The following is a 22,119-nucleotide window of genomic DNA, read 5'->3' as shown; positions in this document are numbered from 1 at the left end:
ATAATTTGGATAGCAATCGATTCATTATCGATATAAGGAAGCACCCATGAACGATCAAGTAATAATTTTTGATACTACCTTACGTGACGGCGAGCAAGCATTGGCAGCAAGCCTTACGGTAAAAGAGAAGTTACAGATCGCTTATGCTCTTGAGAGACTGGGTGTCGATGTTATCGAAGCTGGCTTCCCTATCTCTTCTCCAGGTGATTTTGAATCGGTTCAAACGATTGCAAAACACATCAAAGGCAGCCGTATTTGTGCACTTTCTCGTGCAGTTGCTAAAGATATCGACGCCGCTGCAGAAGCACTAAAAGTAGCGGACCAATTCCGTATTCACACTTTCATTTCAACATCGACGGTACACGTACAAGATAAGCTACGCCGCAGCTACGACGATGTTGTCGAGATGGCAGTGAAAGCCGTCAAACATGCGCGTAACTACACTGACGATGTGGAGTTTTCTTGTGAGGATGCAGGTCGTACCCCTATCGATAACCTATGTCGCATGGTTGAAGCCGCGATTAACGCGGGCGCGAAAACCATCAACATTCCAGACACCGTTGGCTACACAGTACCGAATGAGTTTGGTGGCATTATCAAAACGCTATTCGATCGCGTACCCAACATCGATCAAGCGATCATCTCTGTTCACTGTCACGATGACTTAGGTATGTCGGTTGCGAACTCAATTGCTGCTGTGCAAGCGGGCGCTCGCCAAATTGAAGGCACAATCAATGGTATTGGAGAACGTGCGGGTAACTGTTCTTTAGAAGAAATCGCAATGATCATCAAAACTCGTCAAGAGCTTTTGGGGGTTCACACCGGCTTGGATCATAAAGAGATTCACCGTACCAGTAAGTTGGTTAGCCAACTTTGCCACATGCCAATTCAAGACAATAAAGCCATCGTTGGTGCAAATGCATTTAGCCACTCTTCAGGTATCCACCAAGACGGCATGCTTAAGAACAAAAACACTTACGAGATCATGACACCTGAGTCGATTGGTTTGAAAAACAAAGCCTTGAACCTAACCAGCCGTAGTGGCCGTGCGGCAGTTAAGAGCCACATGGACGCAATGGGTTATAAAGATAATGAGTACAACCTAGATTCATTGTACGAAGACTTCTTGAAGCTTGCTGACCGTAAAGGACAAGTCTTCGATTACGACCTAGAAGCATTAATGCACTTCGCGAATCTACGTGATGAAGATGACTTCTATAAACTTAACTACCTAAGCGTACAATCTGGTAGTGTTATGTCTACCACCAGCATCAAGCTGCAATGTGGTGATGAAGAGAAATGCGAAGCGGCTGTCGGCAACGGTCCTGTTGATGCTTTATACCAATGTATTTACCGCTTAACAGGCTACGAAATCGCGTTGGATAAATTCGACCTTACTGCGAAAGGTGAAGGCGAAGATGGCTTAGGTCAAGCTGACATCATTGCTAACTATAAAGGCCGTAAGTACCACGGTACGGGCGTTTCAACGGATATCGTTGAAGCTTCTGGTCAAGCGTTGCTACACGTTATCAATAGCATTCAACGCGCAGACACTATTGCTGAAATGAAGCAGCAAAAATTCGCGACAGTTTAAGCCCCCAATAACAGAGCCCTAGAGCCGATGTTGTTGGCTTTAGGGACAAAATTTAAAACGAGCCAAACCGCTCAGTAACAAGAATTAAAGGATTAACATGACAGATAAATCATACAAAATTGCCGTACTACCTGGTGATGGCATTGGCCCAGAAGTAATGCAACAAGCACATAAAGTGTTAGACGCGATCGAAAAGAAGCACGCGATTAGCTTTTCTCGCGAAGAGTATGATGTTGGTGGTATTGCAATTGATAATCACGGCTGTCCACTTCCAGAAGCGACAGTCACGGGCTGTGAAGAATCTGACGCGGTACTTTTTGGCTCAGTTGGTGGTCCTAAATGGGAACACCTTCCACCAAACGATCAACCAGAGCGTGGTGCCCTACTTCCTCTGCGTAAGCATTTCCAACTGTTCTGTAACCTACGTCCAGCGCAAATCCACAAGGGTTTAGAGTCTTTCTCTCCTTTACGTGCTGATATTTCAGGTAATGGTTTCGACATCGTTGTTGTTCGTGAACTAACAGGCGGTATCTACTTCGGCCAACCTAAAGGTCGTGAAGGCGAAGGCGCAACTGAAAAAGCCTTTGATACTGAGGTTTACCACCGTTACGAAATCGAACGTATTGCAAAGATTGCGTTTGAATCTGCACGTCTACGTAACAAAAACGTTTACTCAATCGATAAAGCGAACGTTCTACAAAGCTCTATTCTATGGCGTGAAGTGGTTGAAGAAGTAGCGAAAGACTACCCAGATGTGAAATTGAGCCACATGTACATCGACAACGCGACCATGCAGCTAATCAAAGACCCATCTCAGTTTGACGTGATGCTTTGTTCGAACATCTTCGGTGACATCATCTCTGATGAGTGTGCAATGATCACCGGCTCTATGGGCATGCTTCCTTCTGCAAGCTTGAACGAAAGCAACTTCGGCCTATACGAACCTGCAGGTGGCAGCGCACCAGACATCGCAGGCAAGAACATCGCGAACCCAGTAGCGCAAATTCTTTCTGCAGCGCTAATGCTTCGTTACAGCCTAGGCGAAGAAGCCGCAGCTCAAGATATCGAAACAGCGGTATCTAAAGCACTTTCTGCAGGCGAGCTAACCGCTGACCTTGCAGGCAAAAACCAAGCGCTGACTACCTCTGAAATGGGTGACAAGATCGCTGAGTACATCTTAGCTTCATAAGCTAGATGCTTAGATTAGAAGTAAGTACATAAGAATAATATCAAGCCAAGTCAGCTTAAACAGTATGACTTGGCTAGAAACAAACACTGGGACTGATGCTCCCAAGGAAGAAAAGCTATGTCGACAAACCAGCAAGCAAAAACCTTATACGAAAAAGTTTATGACGCTCACGTTGCGGTTGCAGCAAAAGGCGAAACGCCAATTCTTTATATCGATCGCCACTTAGTCCATGAAGTAACGTCGCCACAAGCCTTTGATGGTCTGCGTGAAAAAGGCCGTAAAGTTCGCCAAGTAGGCAAAACTTTTGCGACCATGGATCACAACGTATCGACACAAACCAAAGACATCAACGCTTCTGGTGAGATGGCTCGTATCCAAATGGAAACGCTATCGAAAAACTGTGAAGAGTTTGGTGTCACGCTTTACGACCTAAACCACAAATACCAAGGTATTGTGCACGTAATGGGCCCTGAACTAGGTATTACTCTGCCAGGCATGACCATCGTATGTGGTGACTCACACACGGCAACACACGGTGCATTTGGTTCATTAGCATTCGGTATCGGTACTTCAGAAGTTGAGCACGTTCTAGCAACTCAAACGCTAAAACAAGCGCGTGCTAAAACCATGAAGATCGAAGTAAAAGGCAAAGTCGCTGAAGGCATTACCGCAAAAGATATCGTACTGGCGATCATCGGTAAGACAACAGCCGCTGGCGGTACAGGCTATGTGGTTGAATTCTGTGGTGAGGCAATTACTGACCTTACAATGGAAGGTCGTATGACGGTATGTAACATGGCGATCGAGCTTGGCGCTAAAGCGGGTCTAATTGCTCCAGATGCAACAACATACGAATACATCAAAGGTCGTAAGTTCTCTCCACAAGGCGAAGACTTAGAAGCAGCAATTGAATACTGGAACACATTGAAAACCGATGCTGATGCAGAGTTCGATGCGGTTGTAACGCTAGAAGCGGCTGACATCAAACCACAAGTCACTTGGGGTACTAACCCAGGTCAGGTGATCTCAGTAGACACACCAATCCCAGCACCAGGAAGCTTCGCAGACCCTGTTGAAAAAGCATCGGCTGAAAAAGCGCTAGCTTATATGGGTCTTGAAGCGGGTAAGTCGCTATCGGATTACAACGTCGATAAAGTCTTCGTAGGTTCTTGTACTAACTCGCGTATCGAAGACATGCGTGCAGCTGCTGCCGTAGCAAAAGGCCGCCAAGTAGCGAAACATGTTCAAGCATTGATCGTTCCAGGCTCTGAGCAAGTAAAAGCGCAAGCTGAAGCAGAAGGCCTAGATAAGATCTTCATTGAAGCAGGTTTTGAATGGCGCCTACCAGGCTGCTCTATGTGTCTTGCAATGAACAATGACCGTCTAGGTCCACAAGAACGCTGTGCTTCTACATCAAACCGTAACTTTGAAGGTCGCCAAGGCCGTGATGGTCGTACGCACCTAGTTAGCCCAGCAATGGCAGCAGCAGCAGCAATCGCTGGTCACTTTGTCGATATTCGTGAACTTTAATTAGAGGATTTAACATGTCAGGTTTTCAACAACACACCGGATTAGTCGTTCCTCTAGATACGGCCAACATCGATACTGATGCGATCATTCCAAAGCAGTTTCTACAGAAAGTGAACCGTATCGGTTTTGGTAAGCACTTATTCCACGATTGGCGCTTCCTAGATGATGCAGGCCAGCAGCCAAACCCTGAGTTTGTAATGAACGCACCACGCTATAAAGGCGCTTCAATTCTACTGGCTCGTGAAAACTTTGGTTGTGGTTCATCTCGTGAACATGCACCTTGGGCGCTTGCAGATTACGGTATTCAAGTGATGATCGCGCCAAGCTTTGCAGACATTTTCTACGGTAACTCGATCAATAACCAGATGGTTCCTGTTCGTCTTACTGATCAAGAAGTTGATGAGATTTTCCAATTCGTTGAAGCGAATGAAGGTGCTGAGATCGACGTTGATTTAGAAGCAATGGCAGTCAATGCTAATGGAAAAGAGTACTCATTTGAAATTGATGAGTTCCGTCGTCACTGTTTGCTGAATGGTCTAGATAACATAGGCCTAACGCTTCAACACGCAGATAAGATTTCAGAGTTTGAAGCTAAGATTCCTAGCTTCCTGAAATAGCATCACACAGTTTTGTGTACATATAAAAGGTTGGCCTAGTGCCAACCTTTTTTATTTGGCTGAGCTTTTAGCTTAACTTAATGTGCTTATTAAGCTCTGCCCTTTATTTAGAGCAGTTCCACTATTTAACTGAAGAGCTATGAAAGAAAATCGTAAAGCATAAGGTCTAAGTAGTCAGTCATCAGGAGAATGCCATGAAACAACTACTTTTTATTGTCAGCCTACTTTTCTCAACCTTAGCTTGGTCTGCGCCTAAACCTGATCTTTGGCCATACTGGAACCAAAGCAATGAAACCAACCAAGAACAGGTATCTCATCAAGACTGGCAGCAATTTATCGATAGCTACTTAGTTAAACAAGGGCAAAACACCCTAGTTCGCTATCAAGCTGTGAGCACTGTAGATAAGACAAAGCTCAAGCAATACATCAAGAGGCTAGAGCAGTTGAATCCACTCGACTACTCAAAAGCGGAACAATATGCCTACTGGGTTAATCTATATAACGCCGTGACTGTCGATCTAATTCTCGATGCTTACCCAATAAAATCCATCACCAAGCTCGGCGGACTGTTTAGTTTTGGGCCATGGGGAGATGATGTGGTAATCGTTAACGGGAAGTCACTAACACTCAATGATATTGAGCATCGAATTTTAAGACCGATTTGGCAAGATCCGCGCACGCATTATGCAGTGAACTGTGCGAGTTTAGGTTGTCCTAATTTGCAGCCTGAAGCTTTTACCTCTGACAACACTGGAGCCTTGTTAGAACAAGCTGCTAGTGATTTTGTAAATAGTGATAAGGGCGTGTTAATTGAAAACAATAAACTACAACTATCATCGATTTACGATTGGTTTGCTGTGGATTTTGGTACAGAGAAACAACTCATTCAACACTTAGACCAGTATCGAACAAAGCCGGTGACGAACACTGAAAAAATCAGTTATGACTATGATTGGTCGCTTAACCAAGCAAACTAGTTTTAACGCGAGAGTTAATCACTAAAGCTAAACAAAAAAAGAGGCTAGAGGTTTTATTAACCACTAGCCTCTTCTCAATTCTTTGACCGTATCTCCACAATTAAAAGCTTGAGTCTGGTTGCTGTAAGAACTCAATTTCCTCAGGAGTTGAAGTTCGACCTAGTACTTCATTGCGGTGTGGGTAACGACCAAAACGCTCAATGATCACCTTGTGCTTAAACTCAAAATCAAGGTTATTCTCTAGCCCTGTCTGAGAAAAAAGCAGCACCGCTTGTTCATGCATCAGCAAAGATTCACTGTGCATATAAGGCATATACAGGAAGCTTTTCTGTTGTTGATTGAGTTGGTGATCAAAGCCACCCGCTACCGCTTCTTGAGCTAGAACCAACGCCATAGGATCTGCAGTAAACGCATCTGGACTATTTCTACCAAGATTCCGAGAAAACTGGTCAAGCACGATAATCTCAGCCAAGCGACCCTCTGCTGTCTGACGCCATTCAAATAACTCACCTTGAATGGCGGCTTTGTGCAGTTCAGAAAAACGAGACGCTATCAAAGCGTCAATCTCGGCGCCGCCAGTAAACCAATCTTTAAGCGTCAATTCATCGAACCAAAACTCTAGAACATTCTGATACGTTACCGTCATATAATTCCCTTTAATAAAAAAAACCGAGTAATTTTGTTATTACTCGGGTTAGTGTTCGATTACTTAAAACCTTTGACCTTCTTTATCAAGTCATAAGCATTTTGAATTTCTTGCGACTTTTCTTTCGCGACATTCATCATTTCTGGTGGTAAGCCCTTCGCCATCAACTTATCAGGGTGGTGTTCATTCATCAGCTTACGGTAGGCTTTCTTCACCTCTTTACCATCGGCACTTTCACTCACTCCTAACACCTTAAAAGCATCTGCCAACTGGTTTTGCTGTGAAGCTTGTTGCCACCCCGATGAGTGTCCGTGACCTTGATGCCCACCAAAGCTTCCACCTTGCTGTTGAAAACGAAATGCTGCTTCTTGCATCTGTAAACGGCGCTCTAGCTGTTCCGCAGAAAACCCAAGACCTTGCGCTATCTTATGCAAAACCTGACGCTCACTTGGGTGCAAGCTTCCATCGGCAAATGCTGCAGATACTTGTAGCTCAAGAAAAAACTGCAGAAGATCAAAACGACCACCCGATGAGATTTTCACACGCTCAAGTACATCACTTAATGGAAAGTCACTCTCTTTGCCATCGCGGAAAGCATCTTGAGCCGCTTTACGTTGTTCACCATGCAGGTTCATACGCTCCATCATTGTAGAAGCGAGCTGAATCTCTTCTGGTGTAACCTGCCCCTTAGCTTTAGCAACGTGTCCCATAACTGCAAAAGCAGATTTGAAAAACTCGTTTTGTCTTTCAGCTTGGCTTGGACCTCGGCCAAAACCAGAGCTATTGAAGCCCGATTGGCTTAAACGTCGAGCCTTATCAAATTGATGCCCTAAAAACAGACCAAAAACTAAACCGAGCGGCCCTCCAAATAAAAAGCCAAAAAACGCGCCCAAAATTTTGCCAAATATTTGCATTATGTGTTCTCTATCTATGAATTTTATCTGAGTAACGCTGTCTGATGATGCTGAATGCTAATATTTCCTTTATCATAAGGAAAATGCTTTATTAATTGGATTGATACTAGATCAACCCTTCATCTAGTGACACAGGATAGTTCAACTTCATGCAATCTTTTTCCCGCACCTTGTTAGCCGCGTCTATAAGTACGGCATTATACGTGTCGACAACTCAAGCTGAAACAATCACCGATAGTAGTGTGCAGGAAATGCCCTCTATAGATCAATGCTTGATCGAGCCCGCTGCAGAAAACGAGACACAGCTACCCGCTCATGTTGAGTCAGATCGCTTAGAAGCTATCAATGGTGACAAGGCAATCTATTCGGGTGACGTAAGAGTTACGCAAGGGAACAAGATCATCCTTGCTGATAATGTGACCCTACACCAACAAGAAAATATCGTTGTAGCTGAAGGCAACGTAAACTTTAGTGATGGTCAAATAAAATCCATTTCCGATAAAGCGACAAATAATCTAAATACTGATCAAATCGAATTAGAGAACACTCAATATCAGTTTCTTTGTGAACCAGGCCGAGGAGATGCCCAATATATATCTCGCACTGGCAAAGCGGTTTATACCATGGAAGACGGATCTATCACATCCTGCCCACTAGGTGATAAATCATGGAGGTTAAAAGCTTCTAGTATTGAACTCGATCAAGATGAAGAAGAAGCCACATTCTACAATCCGCGTTTTGAAATTCTAGATGTTCCTGTTTTCTATCTACCGTATCTCACCGTTCCAGTGGGTGATAAACGTAAAACTGGCTTTTTGTACCCAACGATTTCATACGGCTCTAGTGATGGTTTCGAAACCGAAGTACCATTTTATTGGAATATAGCACCAAACTACGATCTACTTATCACAACTAAATATATGGCAGAACGTGGAACGCAACTGAATAACGAGTTCCGTCATTTAAGTAATTTTGGTGAAAGTAACTTAAAGTTTGAGTTCCTAGAAAGTGATGATAAATACCCGGAACAAGGCAGTCGTTGGGGTGGGCAGTTCAACTTTGAAGGGATCTATCAACAAGCATGGAAGTTTGACATCGACTATTCAAAGGTTAGTGATGTTAATTATTTTTCAGATGTGGATTCAAATATCGGTAATAGAGAAGACGGTCAGCTTTTACAATCAGGACAAGTTACTTACCGATCTCTAAACTGGGATGCATCCATCGCAGTTCGTGACTTCCAAGTACTTACCGATGGAGATAACCAAGCCTATCGTTTAATGCCGCAGCTAACATTTAACTATTACGCTCCTATTATATGGGACTCTGTAGAGGTGGATATGATTAGTCATATCTCTCAATTTGATACAGATGCAAAAGGAAAACCAACAGCAACACGATTGCACATAGAACCAGGGTTAAAAGTACCATTAAGTACAACTTGGGGTACATGGACAACCGAGGCTCGTCTACTTGGAACATACTATAACCAAGACCTGAGTGGCGTAGATACATCTGTAGCAGAGTATGCTGATTTAGAAGAAAGTGTTAGCAGAGTTATACCCGAATTTAGAAGTCATGCCGGTATTGTACTTGAGCGCGACACTACATTAATGAACGGGTACACACAAACTCTTGAACCACAAGTTCAATACCTTTACGTTCCCGAAGAAGAACAAAATAACATTGCTCGCTACGATACTACTCTTTTACAGACAGATTATTACGGCTTATTTAGAAGTAGGAAATACAGTGGGGTTGATTTTATAGCAGCTGCAAATCAGCTAAGCTATGGTGCGTCTTCTCGCTTCTTTGATGACGAGTACAAAGAACGTCTTAATATTTCTTTCGGTCAAATTTTTTATATCGATAAAGAAACAAAGCAATCAACTGGCAACAACGATTCAACAGAAAAATCTAATTATTCATCTTGGGCAGTTGAGGTCGACTTTAATTACGATGACTACCTTTTTTACCATGGTGGCGTTCAATACGATATCGACTCAGCGGAAATGCAACTAGCTAATAGTACAATTGAATATCGAATAGACAGTAACGGTTTTGTGCAAGCAAACTACCGCTACGTCACTAAAGAGTACATTGAAGATAATGTCGGCGAGACAATTACTAATATTGATGAGATTACACGGGAAGGTATCTCACAAGCAGGTTTAGTCACAGGTTATCAATTCACTCCGAAATGGTACGCCAGCGCCCAGTACTACCATGATATGAACGAAAACATTGCTATCGAGTGGTTAGCTAACCTGCGCTATAAAGATGATTGTTGGTACGTGGGAGTTACCTATAGCAACGAACTCCGAAGCTGGACTGGTAGCGGCTATTCAGACATTAATGCAGACCCTGTCTACGAAAACAACTTTAGTGTCAATTTTGGTATTGTGGGCTTCGGTACATCGGCGGGATCGGGATCAAACGTTTCAGGCTTTGATAGCTCTGGAAACTCTTTAGAATACGGCCGCCCATTCTTCTTAAACAACTAATTTTCTTTACTGATAAAACATCAGTAAATTTAAAGGATTACACATGACATTGTGGAAACGCACATTAATTGCCATCGCAGCGGCTTGTACTGTATCAGTAAGCTACGCAGCGCCGGTAGAACTAGACAGCGTAAAAGTTATCGTTAACGAAGGCGTTATCTTACAAAGTGACATCGATGCTTCAATGAAGACGCTGCGCGCAAATGCTAAGAAAAGCGGCCAAACACTACCATCGCAAGACGTGCTCAATGAGCAAGTGCTTGAAAAGCTAATCATCGATACCATTCAAACACAAGAAGCAGAGCGTATTGGCGTTCGTATTGATGATGCTCGACTTGATCAAGCAATCGAAGGCATCGCGAAAGACAACAACCAGACTGTAGAACAATTAACAGCATCGGTTGCTGAAGAAGGCCTTAGTTACAATGCATTTCGCGAACAAGTAAGAAAAGAGATTGCGGCAAGTGAAGCGCGTAACGCCTTAGTGCGTCGTCGTATAAACATTCTTCCAGCTGAAGTCGATAACCTTGCGGATATCTTGGCGCAAGAGACTAACGCGACCGTTCAATACAAAATCGGACACATCCAACTTCGCTTTAATGATGACCAAACCAAAGAAGAGCTAGAAGCTCAAGCTAAAGAAGTGGTTGAGGAGCTTAACTCAGGCAAAGATTTCAGCACCATGGCTTATACTTATTCAAAAGGCCCTAAAGCGCTACAAGGTGGTGACTGGGGTTGGATGCGTAAAGAAGAGATGCCTACCATTTTTGCAGACCAAATCAAAATGCAGAATAAAGGCAGCATCATCGGTCCTTTCCGAAGCGGCGTTGGTTTCCATATTTTGAAAATTGAAGATGTGAAAGGCTTGGAAACGGTAGCGGTAACGGAAGTTAATGCTCGTCATATCCTAATTAAGCCGACCGTCATCTTAAGTGACGACGGTGCCAAGGAGCAATTAAAGGAAATCACGCGTCGTGTTAACGCGGGTGAAGCGAGCTTTGGTGAACTTGCGCAGCAATACAGCCAAGATCCAGGCTCTGCAGTGCAAGATGGTGAACTAGGCTACCAAACACCGGATTTGTATGTACCTGAATTCAAGCACCAAGTAGAAACACTACCTGAAGGTAAAATCAGTGCACCATTCAAAACCGTGCATGGTTGGCATATTGTTGAAGTGCTTGATCGCAGAGAAGTAGACCGTACAGACTCTGCTTTGAAAAATAAAGCATACCAAATTCTATTTAACCGTAAGTTCAACGAAGAAGCTGGCGCTTGGCTACAAGAAGTAAGAGCGAGTGCTTTTGTTGAAATGGTTGAGGATGACCAAGATGACAACTAAACGCCTTGTTATTACGGCAGGTGAACCCGCAGGAATTGGGCCAGATTTAACTCTCGCCTTATCCCAAGAAAGCTGGCCACATCAGCTCGTGGTGTGTGCGGACAAAACCCTACTAGCAGAGCGAGCTCAAATGTTAGGGATCGAGGTGGAGCTGTTGGATTACGATTCAACCGCGTCCAAGCAACCTCAACGCTCTGGAACATTGGTTGTGAAACATGTTCCACTCGCTGAAGTCGCCGTTGCGGGTCAACTTAATGAAGCGAACGGCCACTACGTATTAAATACATTAGAAACCGCAGCAATTGGCTGTATGAATGATGAATTTGATGCTATTGTCACCGGCCCTGTTCACAAGGGTGTAATTAACCGAGCTGGCGTTGCTTTTAGTGGCCATACCGAGTTCTTTGCAGAGAAGTCCAATACACCGCTCGTGGTGATGATGTTGGCAACAGAAGGGCTGCGTGTTGCGCTAGTAACAACGCACATCCCACTAGCTTATGTATCTCAAGCAGTGACCGAAGACAGATTAGAGCAAATTATTGCAATTCTGAATAAAGATTTGGTTGAAAAATTTGCTATTGAGAAACCAACTATCTACGTGTGTGGCTTGAATCCACATGCAGGTGAAGATGGTTGCTTGGGACGTGAAGAGATAGAAACCATCACCCCGACGCTAGAAAAAATTCGCCAAAAAGATGGCATCAATTTAGTTGGCCCATTGCCAGCAGATACCATCTTTAATGAAAAATATTTGCAAGATGCAGATGCTGTTTTAGGTATGTATCACGACCAAGTACTCCCAGTATTGAAATACAAAGGGTTTGGTCGTTCAGTGAACATCACGCTTGGCTTACCGTTTATTCGAACATCAGTCGACCACGGTACCGCCTTAGACTTGGCAGGGAAAGGCCAAGCCGATACAGGGAGCTTTAGAACAGCGCTCACGCACGCCATTGAATTAGTAGAGAAAAAGCAATGAGAAATGATGTCCACTTAGGGCACAAAGCGCGTAAACGTTTTGGTCAAAACTTCCTTAACGATCCATACATTATTGATGGCATCGTATCTAGCATTAACCCACTACCAGGTCAAAACTTGGTAGAGATCGGTCCTGGTCTAGGCGCAATTACTGAGCCAGTGGGTAAGCTTGTCGATAAATTTACAGTTATCGAATTGGATAGAGACCTGGCTGAACGTCTTCGCAACCATCCCGATCTGGCTGATAAGCTAACGATCTATGAAGGCGATGCAATGAAATTCGATTTCGAACAACTTGTTAAGCCAAACAACAAGCTACGTATTTTCGGTAACTTGCCATACAACATCTCGACACCATTGATGTTCCACCTTTTTGAGTTCCATAAAGACGTGCAAGACATGCACTTCATGCTTCAAAAAGAAGTGGTTAACCGATTAGCGGCCGGCCCAGGTACTAAAGCTTATGGTCGTCTTACGGTAATGGCTCAATACTACTGTAAAGTGACGCCTGTGCTAGAAGTGCCACCAACGGCCTTCGTTCCGCCACCGAAAGTAGATTCTGCAGTAGTACGCCTACAGCCATACGAAGTGCTACCTTACCCGGCAAAAGATCTGAAATGGCTAGATCGTGTATGTCGTGAAGGCTTTAACCAGCGTCGTAAAACGGTTCGTAACTGCTACAAGAGCCTAATCGACAAGGAAGTACTTGAAGAGTTGGGTGTTAACCCAGGCATGCGTCCTGAAAATTTAACGCTCGAGCAGTTTGTCGACATGGCAAACTGGTTGTACGACACTCACAGCGCTGACAAATAATTCTAAAAGGCTCCTACACTTCGGTGAGGAGCCTGTTTTTTATGTAATACTTTAAAGTATACCAACAACAAAAGGTGCGAATATGGATATATCTACGCCTTGTATCAAATGTCAGGTTCACTCTAAATACATAGAGGAACAATCTGAACCAACGAAGAACCGCTACGTCTTCGCCTACATTATTACCATCAAAAATCTCAGTAAAACAACGGTTCAACTAATGTCTCGCCGCTGGCTGATTACCGACTCCAACGGCAAACAACTCACCATAGAAGGTGATGGCGTGGTTGGGCAACAACCCGTGATTGAAGCCAACGACGAATACACTTACACCAGTGGTACCGTCATCGAAACTCCTGTGGGTGTTATGCAAGGTCATTATGTGATGACTGATAACAAAGGCATCGACTTCATAACTGAAGTTGATCCATTCAGACTCGCAATCCCTAATATTCTTAATTAGTCGTACATCCGTATCTACAGGAAATTATTGTGTCGAATTATATTGTCGGAGACATCCAAGGGTGCTTCGACGAACTTCAATTACTGCTTAAAACCGTCAATTTTGATAAGCAGCAAGATACCTTATGGGTTGCTGGTGATTTAGTCGCCCGTGGTCCTAAATCATTGGAGACGCTACGCTTTATTCGTAGCCTAGGTAACGCTGCTAAGGTTGTATTAGGCAACCATGACTTGCATCTACTTGCGGTTTCCTTAGGGCTATTTCCAGCTAAAGCAAAAGACAAGACTCAACCCATTCTTGATGCAGAAGACCGAGAACAGCTGCTCGAATGGTTAAGACAACAGCCTTTGATTCAAGAACATCCAGAGTTCGTAATGTCTCATGCTGGCATCTCACCTCAATGGGATCTAGAGCGAGCGCGTATTGAAAGTCTGGAAATAGCTGATTTATTAAAATCAGAGCAGTGGCAATGGCTTATCGAAAACATGTACAGCAACACGCCTGACTCATGGTGTCAAAATTTAGAAGGGATTGAGCGCTATCGCTATGCGATAAACAGCCTGACTAGAATGCGCTTCTGTTTTACTGATGGCCGACTCGATATGGCCTGTAAACTTCCGCCAAGCGAAATTGCCACTGAGCCGTTAGTGCCTTGGTTTGACCTACCACAACGTATAAAGCTGGATAAAACAGTTATTTTTGGACACTGGGCTGCGCTAGAAGGTTACTCAGGAAAAGATGTGATTGGACTTGATACTGGGTGTGTGTGGGGGGGAGACTTGACGATACTTCGCTGGGAAGACAAACAGTTTTTCACTCAAAAAGCGCTATAGAAACACGAGATACGAGATACGAGATACGAGATACGAGATACGAGATACGAGATACGAGATACGAGATACGAGATACGAGATACGAGAAGCTTGCGCTAGCTGTGCACAGTAACGCAAGCATTTTCAGAGCCTAACTCTTAATAACCACCGTTAACGCTCGAGAACCACAAACTCCATATCGTGCTTGTTTTTCTCATCCGCTTGATAAGTATCATTAAAGCTCTGCTTCCAACCTTCTCCCCAGTCTGGGAATTGAGTATCACCATCCACATCAAAATCGATATAAGTCAGGTATAACTTGTTCGCTCTTGGTAAGCAGGTTTCATAGATTGAACCACCACCGATGATCATCACTTCATCAACATCACTAACCAGCTCTAGTGCTTTTTCAATCGAAGTTACCGTCGTTACACCTTCGATTTCTAAACTCTCGTCACGGCTGATTACAACGTTCAGCCTCCCCGGTAAAGGACGTCCAATTGAATCGTAAGTCTTACGTCCCATCACGACAGGTTTGCCCATCGTTGAACGTTTAAACCATGCGAAGTCTGCAGGTAAATGCCAAGGCATCTGATTGTCTTTACCAATTACACGGTTGTTCGCCATTGCCGCTATCATGCTGATGATCATAAATCGAAAGTCCTGTCCTTACTTGAAAATGAAGTTGAAGCTAGACGATAGGTCTACGACGGTAGAATAACAGCCCAGGTACTGCTAAGCCAACCGCAAGCCCTGCGATAATGAACATCGATTTTAAAAAGTTCTCCATCAACAATGCCAATAGTTCTGGGTTGTATCCGGCTCGGTTAATCTCAACCATGGCAATCATCGCCTTAAAGGCAAACACGCCAGGGACCATCGGAATCAAGGCTGCAACCGTAAATACTTTCGGGTGTGCTAACAATTTATGCGACCAATGCACCCCTATCATGCCTACCAATGTAGCAGCAAAGAACGTCGCCCATTCAATAGGAATACCAAAGTGCATCATCAAATAACGGCTACCGTGACCAATGGAACCTCCCAGCGCACAATAAATTAACGCTCGTTGCGGGACGTTAAACACCAATGCAAAACCAACCGCAGGAATCGCAGCAAAAAACATGTCGTTGAGTAACCCAACAAAAAGTTCAAAAATAGTCATCAGTTCACCCACCCCCATACGTCAGATAGGCTCATCGCTGCGACAATACCTAAGCTTGTCGCTAGAGTTAATAGACTGGCCATGGTAAAACGCGCTAACCCCATATTAATGTGGCCTTTAAGCATATCTGCTACAGAGTTAATCAAAGGAAAACCGGGCACTAGCATCAATACTGACGAAGCCATCACGATGGTGGGCTGACCTCCAATATTGTAGAGCACCGCCTGAGCTGAGATGGTGGTGGTGACAAAAGCGGTAATAGCGAAATTTAATAACGGATTGAAATGACGATGACCGATCTCTTGTCTCACAATCATACCGCAAGCCGAAGCTATAAACGTCATCATAAAGACATGCCAATCTCCGCCAGCAAGACGGCTAAAAGAAGCACACGATAGCCCTATCATTACGACAACTAACCAACGGTTGTAGCGTTCAGGACTGATCCCTTGGATCTTATTATAAGCTAAATCATAATCTAGAATCCCTTTCTCCATCATGATACACACGCGTTGAATCTCGGTTATCACCTGCATATTAATGCCACGATCAGCGCAACTTCGAGTCGTCGTTATGCAATGATCATCCATTACTGTTGTCACAACCAACGCATTGGCTGACAGTGCAACTTCAACCTCATTCACCCCACAAGCAATACCGATGCGGCGCATAATGTCACCGACCAATGTGCTCTCGGCGCCATGAGCTAATAACATTTGTCCTGATTGAGCGACTAACCTTGAGATCGCTCTTTGTTTTGATGCCATGATTTCCTTCCCATAGGCGTTAATTATCTAAAGATAAATTTTGCATAAAAAACAGCAAGACGTCATGATTTAGATACAAAAAAACCGCAATTTTCATTGCGGTTTAATAAAACTATCAGCGTATCTTAGAAAAAGCGACCAAAGTGCTTATAAGAAACTACGAGGATTATTAATCACGAACATAGATAACATGACCGTCATCTTCTTCGTCATCCCAATCATCCCAGTCGTCGTCATCTTCAGTAACGACATTCTTACCGGCCATCGCATCTTTATGGTAGTCATCCCACATAAAGTTAACTTTTTCTTCTTCTTCAATTGCTTCAACTTCACGAGGTAGGTTCTCCATGAACTCACCCAGTTTAAAGCAAAGATCTTTGGTACCGATCTTGTTTACAGCAGAGATCTTGAAGTACTCGCCTTCCCAACCCAAAGCTTCAACGATTTCTTGAATCTTTTCGTCAGCTTCTTCTTCAGGCATTAGGTCAACTTTATTGAATACTAACCAACGAGGTTTCTGTGCAACTTTCTCACTGTATTGCTCAAGCTCATCGATGATCGTCAGTGCATTCTGAATAGGATCAGAACCATCGATCGGCAAAATATCGATCATATGCAGAAGAACGCGACAACGCTCAAGGTGCTTCAAGAAACGAATACCAAGACCAGCGCCATCAGCTGCGCCTTCGATCAAGCCAGGGATATCGGCAACTACGAAACTCTTCTCAGGGACAACACTTACCACACCTAAGCTAGGGATTAGCGTCGTAAACGGGTAATCAGCCACTTTTGGTTTCGCAGCAGATACTGAGCGAATAAACGTAGATTTACCAGCGTTTGGCAAACCAAGCATACCAACATCCGCTAGCAGAAGAAGCTCTAAACGTAGTTCGCGAACTTCACCTTTAGTACCCATTGTCTTTTGACGAGGAGCACGGTTAACAGACGACTTAAAGCGCGTGTTACCAAGACCGTGCCAACCACCTTTACCAACCATAACTTTCTTGCCATGCTCAGCAACTTCAGCAACGATTTCATTCGTGTGGATATCAACAGCGCGAGTACCTACCGGTACTTTCATCGTCATATCTTTACCACGTTTACCAGTACAGTTACCACCGCGGCCATTTTCGCCACGCTCAGCATTGTAAAAACGTTGGAAACGGTAATCGATCAGTGTGTTTAAGTTTTCATCCGCTTGAATGTAAACATCACCGCCATCACCGCCATCACCGCCGTCAGGACCACCTTTAGCGACGAATTTTTCGCGCCAAAAGCTTACTGTACCATTACCGCCATCACCGGCTTCTATTTTTACTGATGCTTCATCAACGAATTTCATTTTTTAACTCCGCACTTACGTTGCGTTACCACTCATCAAGGAGTGATATAAATTCTAGCAGATCCGTGTTTAGATCGATCACCTAAGATCTAGATCGATCTGCAACCAAGGAACAAATAAGGAGAGGTTCTTTGCTTTCTGTATCTTAAAAAACAAACGGCTTCTTAATAAAACCAAACTGTTTTTCAAAAATAGAACGGCTTATCAAAACCAAAACAAGAGCGTCTACTTTTTTATTCTCGCTATAAATAAAAAACCCTGCCGAATCGGCAGGGCTTTTGAATTCAGCTTGAAAGCTAGTATAAATAATCTAATAAAAGATTAAATTACTCAGCTTCGATGCTTACAAACTTACGGTTTTTAGGACCTTTTACTGCAAATTTCACTTTACCTTCAGTAAGAGCGAAAAGAGTATGGTCTTTACCGATGCCAACGTTTGTGCCAGCGTGGAACTTAGTACCACGTTGACGAACGATGATGTTACCTGCAAGAACAGATTCACCACCAAAACGCTTAACACCAAGACGTTTGCTTTCTGAATCGCGGCCGTTATTAGTAGAACCGCCAGCTTTTTTATGTGCCATTGTTAAACTCTCCTAATACTTAAGCGTTAATGCCAGTGATTTTCACTTCTGTGAACCACTGACGGTGACCAGCTTGCTTACGCGAGTGCTTACGACGACGGAACTTAACGATTTTTACTTTATCGCCACGACCGTGTTGTACTACTTCTGCAGTAACTTTGCCACCTTCAACAAGAGGTGCACCAACAGCGATTTCTTCGCCGTTAGCAACAAGAAGAACTTTATCAAATTCTACAGTTGCACCAGTTTCAACGTCTAATTTCTCTAAACGAAGTGTTTGACCTTCGCTTACTCGGTGTTGTTTGCCACCAGATTGGAAAACAGCGTACATATTTTACTCCGCTTTTTCCGCACAGCCTATGGTTGTTAATTCTACAACTCGGGTGTGCGCTAAACTAATCAATAGGGCGCAGATTCTACGGGAATCATGCCGCTATGACAAGCCATATTTTTAAAATATTGGCGAAAACATGTTCGCCAAAGAAAAGTGCGGCAATGATGCCTTTAAGTGATGTATTAATCAACGTTTTTTAGTGTATTATTCAACAATTATATACAACGTATAAGCCTTACAGGGTCTAACTTCAGCCGGATGAACAATGGATTTTAAAGCTATCCAAACGCTTACTGCCAATGATATGGCAAAAGTGAATGAAACAATTCAAGCCCAACTTAATTCTGACGTAAGTTTAATCAACCAGCTTGGTTTTTATATCGTTAGCGGTGGTGGCAAACGCCTACGTCCTTTGCTTGCTCTTTTATCTGCTCGTGCACTTGGTTATCAAGGTGAAGCTCATATCACCTCTGCAGCTTTTATCGAGTTTATTCACACCGCAACCCTTCTCCATGATGATGTCGTCGACGAGTCGGACATGAGACGCGGTAAAGCGACAGCCAACGCAGCTTTTGGTAATGCCGCTAGCGTTTTGGTGGGTGACTTTATCTACACTCGCTCGTTCCAGATGATGACAACGCTAGGATCCTTAAAGATCCTTGAGTTAATGAGTGAAGCAGTTAACGTGATTGCCGAGGGTGAAGTTCAACAATTAATGAACTGTAATAACCCAGACACCACAGAAGAAAGTTACATGCAGGTCATCTACTCGAAGACCGCTCGCTTGTTTGAAGCTGCAACGCAAATCGGTGCAATTCTTAGCGAATCATCACCTGAAATCGAAACGGCTATGCAAAACTACGGTAAATACCTAGGCACTGCATTCCAATTGATTGATGATGTGATGGATTACACTGCTGATGGTAAAGAGATGGGTAAGAACGTTGGTGACGATCTTGCAGAAGGCAAACCAACACTGCCTCTACTTTACGCAATGCATAATGGTTCTCCTGAACAAACCAGTATGATTCGAGAAGCGATTGAAAAAGCCAATGGTATGGAGCGTCTCGACGACATTATGGCTGTGATGAAAGAGACAGGCTCGTTAGAGTACACAACAAATAAAGCCTATGAAGAAGCAGATAAAGCGATTGCTGAGCTTTCTGTACTTCCTGATTCAGAATATAAGCAAGCGCTAACCACGCTCGCACACTTAGCTGTTAAACGTAGCAAGTAAGCAGGTTAATAGACAACTCGCTTCTAGCTTCTAGCTTCTATATAAATAACAAAAAAGGGCCTCAGGGCTCTTTTTTAGTTTTGAACAAATATTTGTAAGAGAATCAAATTCAATATCGGCTCGCTTCTAATGACAGCGGCAGTTGTACTTCAATTTCTTCAAGTTCTTCCATTGGCACTGCGTATTGCTCATGCCCATTGTAAGTCTCTACCAAGGCGTACTGCTCTTGCTCATCAATGACCAATATTTTTCCTAAGCGCCCCAAATAGTGGACATTCATACCCTTTTCAACAGTAGCCATAAACTTTACCTCGACCTTGGTTATATAGACAGATACGAGCAACTTGAATTTTAGGATCAAAAAAGCCGATCATAATGATCGGCTCTTATTAACTATCTTTTGGCTGAGTTAAATGGTGTCCCGCTTATTTAGCGAATTCAACACCGATCTCAATATCGCCATTTAGCGTTTCAAGCATGCTATCTAAAGCATTACGTTCGAAGTCGCTCAGTTCACCGTAGCTAAGAATCGCTTCTGCGCCCTCTTTGCCTAGCTTAACTGGCTGTGCAAAGAACGGTGCGTGCTCGCCTTCACCTTCAACGTATGCACATTCAATTACGTTCTCTTCGCCTTGAAGCGCTTTCACTAGAGCAAGACCGAAGCGACAAGCCGCTTGACCCATCGATAGTGTTGCACTGCCGCCGCCAGCTTTAGCTTCTACTACTTCAGTACCCGCATTTTGGATACGAGTTGTTAGCGCTGCGATTTCTTCATCAGTAAACTCTACGCCTTCAACTTGAGAAAGTAGAGGAAGGATCGTTACACCTGAGTGACCGCCGATAACAGGAACACGGATGTTGCTTGGATCTTTATCTTTCAGCTCAGCAACAAACGTTTCAGAACGAATAACATCAAGAGTAGTAATACCGAATAAACGACGCTTGTCGTAAACGCCCGCTTTCTTAAGTACTTCAGCAGCGATTGGTACTGTTGTATTTACTGGGTTAGTGATGATACCAACACAAGCAGTAGGACAAGTAACTGCGATTTTCTCTGCAAGAGACTTAACAATGCCAGCGTTCACATTGAAAAGATCCGCACGATCCATACCAGGCTTACGAGCAACACCCGCAGAAATAAGCACAACATCCGCACCTTCTAGTGCTGGTGTTGGATCTTCACCCGCGTAACCTTTGATCGAAACAGGTGTTGGGATATGGCTAAGATCGGCAGCAACACCCGGAGTTACCGGAGCGATGTCGTAAAGTGCAAGATCTGAACCAGCAGGCAGGCGGTTCTTTAGTAGTAGGGCTAGGGCTTGACCGATGCCACCAGCGGCACCAATAACAGCTACTTTCATTGTTATTCTCCTTGAGAGCTTTCTCTTATAAATTCTTGGTAGGGTAGTTCTTGAGCTAAATTATCGTTAAAAAAATATATTAATCACAAAGTGATTACAATCAATTAACGCCAGCTTTGCGACTTCGCGCAAGTCAATAAAACCGTGCTACACAGCAAGTTCGCATTATGGCGATAATCGACTGAAATAACAAAATAAGTCGACACTAATAACACATTATTCTATTAAATTTTTACAGTGATATGACTAACAAATTGCCGTGATATTTTAGCTAAAATTGAATATGTATGCGAGAATATGCAAACATCTTTGTTAATGAATAAGAATGACATATGCGCAATACAGAAAAACAAGACAACTTAGTTCGTGCTTTTAAATCATTACTAAAAGAAGAACGTTTTGGTTCGCAAGGCGAGATTGTCGATGCCCTCAAACATGAAGGTTTTGAAAGTATCAACCAATCTAAAGTTTCGCGTATGTTAACCAAGTTTGGTGCTGTTCGAACTCGTAATGCAAAAATGGAGATGGTTTACTGTCTTCCTGCTGAACTTGGTGTTCCGACAGTTTCTAGCTCTCTAAGAGAATTAGTATTAGATATTGACCACAACAATGCATTGGTGGTGATACACACTGGCCCAGGTGCGGCGCAACTTATTGCTCGTTTATTGGACTCACTGGGTAAGTCGGAAGGTATACTAGGTGTTGTTGCAGGCGATGATACTATCTTCATCACTCCCACCCTGTCCGTTACCACTAAGCAATTGTTTGATTCTGTGTGCGAACTGTTTGAATACGCAGGATAATTGGTCACTGTTTCATAACCATCAACCTGATTAATGGATCACGAACACCGATTCGCTTCGTGATCCAAATCACATCCTAGAATATCTATTACCCCCTCCTCAAACACCACTAAACCATTGATTTTAAAAAACTCAGTAGCAAATCAAACA

23 protein-coding genes are annotated in these 22,119 nt (G+C 43.5%); 13 read left to right on the top strand and 10 right to left on the bottom strand.

The window, feature by feature from the left end; genetic code table 11:
- Positions 1 to 46: 46 nt before the first annotated feature.
- The 5 genes from leuA to AC3CH4_RS01785 all read left to right on the top strand — a co-directional run bounded on the left by leuA (position 47) and on the right by AC3CH4_RS01785 (position 5,907).
- The gene (leuA, locus tag AC3CH4_RS01805; RefSeq protein ID WP_065207191.1) at positions 47 to 1,594 is read left to right on the top strand and encodes a 2-isopropylmalate synthase; all 1,548 of its coding nucleotides are present in this window, start codon (positions 47 to 49) and stop codon (positions 1,592 to 1,594) included.
- Positions 1,595 to 1,691: 97 nt separating this feature from the next.
- Entirely contained in the window at positions 1,692 to 2,783 is a 1,092-nt protein-coding gene (gene leuB / locus AC3CH4_RS01800) for a 3-isopropylmalate dehydrogenase (RefSeq protein ID WP_102298541.1), read from the top strand.
- Between the two features lie 117 nt (positions 2,784 to 2,900).
- Positions 2,901 to 4,313: a 3-isopropylmalate dehydratase large subunit gene (leuC, locus tag AC3CH4_RS01795; RefSeq protein WP_488543214.1), complete on the top strand. Its 1,413-nt coding sequence runs from the start codon at positions 2,901 to 2,903 to the stop codon at positions 4,311 to 4,313.
- Positions 4,314 to 4,327: 14 nt separating this feature from the next.
- Positions 4,328 to 4,930: a 3-isopropylmalate dehydratase small subunit gene (gene leuD / locus AC3CH4_RS01790; RefSeq protein WP_488543213.1), complete on the top strand. Its 603-nt coding sequence runs from the start codon at positions 4,328 to 4,330 to the stop codon at positions 4,928 to 4,930.
- 194 nt (positions 4,931 to 5,124) lie between these two features.
- The gene (locus AC3CH4_RS01785) at positions 5,125 to 5,907 is read left to right on the top strand and encodes a DUF547 domain-containing protein (RefSeq protein WP_488543212.1); all 783 of its coding nucleotides are present in this window, start codon (positions 5,125 to 5,127) and stop codon (positions 5,905 to 5,907) included.
- Positions 5,908 to 6,007: 100 nt separating this feature from the next.
- On the opposite strand, the gene AC3CH4_RS01780 is transcribed toward AC3CH4_RS01785, so the two are convergent.
- Positions 6,008 to 6,553, bottom strand: coding sequence for a DUF924 family protein (locus AC3CH4_RS01780; protein WP_488543211.1), 546 nt, complete (start codon positions 6,551 to 6,553; stop codon positions 6,008 to 6,010).
- Between the two features lie 59 nt (positions 6,554 to 6,612).
- Positions 6,613 to 7,467 (bottom strand): co-chaperone DjlA, encoded by an 855-nt coding sequence (gene djlA / locus AC3CH4_RS01775; RefSeq protein WP_488543210.1) that lies wholly within the window; start codon positions 7,465 to 7,467, stop codon positions 6,613 to 6,615.
- A 149-nt stretch (positions 7,468 to 7,616) separates the two neighbouring features.
- Here djlA and lptD point away from each other — a divergent pair, with 149 nt between their 5' ends.
- The 6 genes from lptD (at position 7,617) to apaH (ending at position 14,397) form a co-directional block, all read left to right on the top strand.
- Complete coding sequence (gene lptD, locus AC3CH4_RS01770; RefSeq protein ID WP_171329006.1) at positions 7,617 to 9,971, top strand: LPS assembly protein LptD; 2,355 nt, start codon at positions 7,617 to 7,619, stop codon at positions 9,969 to 9,971.
- Positions 9,972 to 10,014: 43 nt separating this feature from the next.
- On the top strand, positions 10,015 to 11,310 hold the full coding sequence (gene surA, locus AC3CH4_RS01765) for a peptidylprolyl isomerase SurA (protein ID WP_237291173.1): 1,296 nt from the start codon (positions 10,015 to 10,017) through the stop codon (positions 11,308 to 11,310).
- Positions 11,300 to 12,289, top strand: coding sequence for a 4-hydroxythreonine-4-phosphate dehydrogenase PdxA (pdxA, locus tag AC3CH4_RS01760; protein ID WP_488543209.1), 990 nt, complete (start codon positions 11,300 to 11,302; stop codon positions 12,287 to 12,289). The genes surA and pdxA overlap by 11 nt, the downstream gene beginning before the upstream one ends.
- Positions 12,286 to 13,101 (top strand): 16S rRNA (adenine(1518)-N(6)/adenine(1519)-N(6))-dimethyltransferase RsmA, encoded by an 816-nt coding sequence (gene rsmA / locus AC3CH4_RS01755; protein WP_004735898.1) that lies wholly within the window; start codon positions 12,286 to 12,288, stop codon positions 13,099 to 13,101. Before pdxA ends, rsmA begins: the two co-directional genes overlap by 4 nt.
- A gap of 82 nt (positions 13,102 to 13,183) precedes the next feature.
- Positions 13,184 to 13,564, top strand: coding sequence for a Co2+/Mg2+ efflux protein ApaG (gene apaG / locus AC3CH4_RS01750; protein WP_004735899.1), 381 nt, complete (start codon positions 13,184 to 13,186; stop codon positions 13,562 to 13,564).
- 29 nt (positions 13,565 to 13,593) lie between these two features.
- Complete coding sequence (apaH, locus tag AC3CH4_RS01745; protein ID WP_488543208.1) at positions 13,594 to 14,397, top strand: bis(5'-nucleosyl)-tetraphosphatase (symmetrical) ApaH; 804 nt, start codon at positions 13,594 to 13,596, stop codon at positions 14,395 to 14,397.
- Positions 14,398 to 14,547: 150 nt separating this feature from the next.
- On the opposite strand, the gene folA is transcribed toward apaH, so the two are convergent.
- From folA to rplU, 6 genes are all read right to left on the bottom strand, one after another.
- Complete coding sequence (gene folA / locus AC3CH4_RS01740; protein ID WP_065207181.1) at positions 14,548 to 15,027, bottom strand: type 3 dihydrofolate reductase; 480 nt, start codon at positions 15,025 to 15,027, stop codon at positions 14,548 to 14,550.
- Positions 15,028 to 15,067: 40 nt separating this feature from the next.
- Entirely contained in the window at positions 15,068 to 15,541 is a 474-nt protein-coding gene (locus AC3CH4_RS01735) for a threonine/serine exporter family protein (RefSeq protein WP_009847830.1), read from the bottom strand.
- On the bottom strand, positions 15,541 to 16,308 hold the full coding sequence (locus AC3CH4_RS01730) for a threonine/serine exporter family protein (RefSeq protein ID WP_114632943.1): 768 nt from the start codon (positions 16,306 to 16,308) through the stop codon (positions 15,541 to 15,543). The genes AC3CH4_RS01735 and AC3CH4_RS01730 overlap by 1 nt, the downstream gene beginning before the upstream one ends.
- A gap of 169 nt (positions 16,309 to 16,477) precedes the next feature.
- Positions 16,478 to 17,650 (bottom strand): Obg family GTPase CgtA, encoded by a 1,173-nt coding sequence (cgtA, locus tag AC3CH4_RS01725; RefSeq protein ID WP_009847831.1) that lies wholly within the window; start codon positions 17,648 to 17,650, stop codon positions 16,478 to 16,480.
- A 326-nt stretch (positions 17,651 to 17,976) separates the two neighbouring features.
- The gene (gene rpmA / locus AC3CH4_RS01720; protein ID WP_004735905.1) at positions 17,977 to 18,234 is read right to left on the bottom strand and encodes a 50S ribosomal protein L27; all 258 of its coding nucleotides are present in this window, start codon (positions 18,232 to 18,234) and stop codon (positions 17,977 to 17,979) included.
- Between the two features lie 19 nt (positions 18,235 to 18,253).
- Positions 18,254 to 18,565 carry a 50S ribosomal protein L21 gene (gene rplU, locus AC3CH4_RS01715; RefSeq protein WP_004740823.1) on the bottom strand — a complete coding sequence of 104 codons (312 nt, stop codon included), beginning with the start codon at positions 18,563 to 18,565 and terminating at the stop codon, positions 18,254 to 18,256.
- Positions 18,566 to 18,833: 268 nt separating this feature from the next.
- Here rplU and ispB point away from each other — a divergent pair, with 268 nt between their 5' ends.
- A complete protein-coding gene (gene ispB / locus AC3CH4_RS01710) occupies positions 18,834 to 19,805 on the top strand; it encodes an octaprenyl diphosphate synthase (RefSeq protein WP_004735906.1) in 972 nt (323 codons plus the stop codon).
- Positions 19,806 to 19,914: 109 nt separating this feature from the next.
- Here the strand turns inward: ispB and AC3CH4_RS01705 are convergent, their stop codons facing one another.
- Both AC3CH4_RS01705 and mdh read right to left on the bottom strand, forming a co-directional pair.
- Entirely contained in the window at positions 19,915 to 20,106 is a 192-nt protein-coding gene (locus AC3CH4_RS01705) for a hypothetical protein (RefSeq protein ID WP_054547893.1), read from the bottom strand.
- A gap of 124 nt (positions 20,107 to 20,230) precedes the next feature.
- On the bottom strand, positions 20,231 to 21,166 hold the full coding sequence (gene mdh / locus AC3CH4_RS01700) for a malate dehydrogenase (protein WP_102487784.1): 936 nt from the start codon (positions 21,164 to 21,166) through the stop codon (positions 20,231 to 20,233).
- 332 nt (positions 21,167 to 21,498) lie between these two features.
- Between mdh and argR the strand changes: the two genes are divergently transcribed.
- Positions 21,499 to 21,969: a transcriptional regulator ArgR gene (argR, locus tag AC3CH4_RS01695; RefSeq protein WP_004735909.1), complete on the top strand. Its 471-nt coding sequence runs from the start codon at positions 21,499 to 21,501 to the stop codon at positions 21,967 to 21,969.
- Positions 21,970 to 22,119 lie beyond the last annotated feature (150 nt).

The organism is Vibrio sp. QJM3NY_26 (genome assembly GCF_057786005.1).
This window is presented reverse-complemented; position numbering and strand designations above follow the sequence as displayed.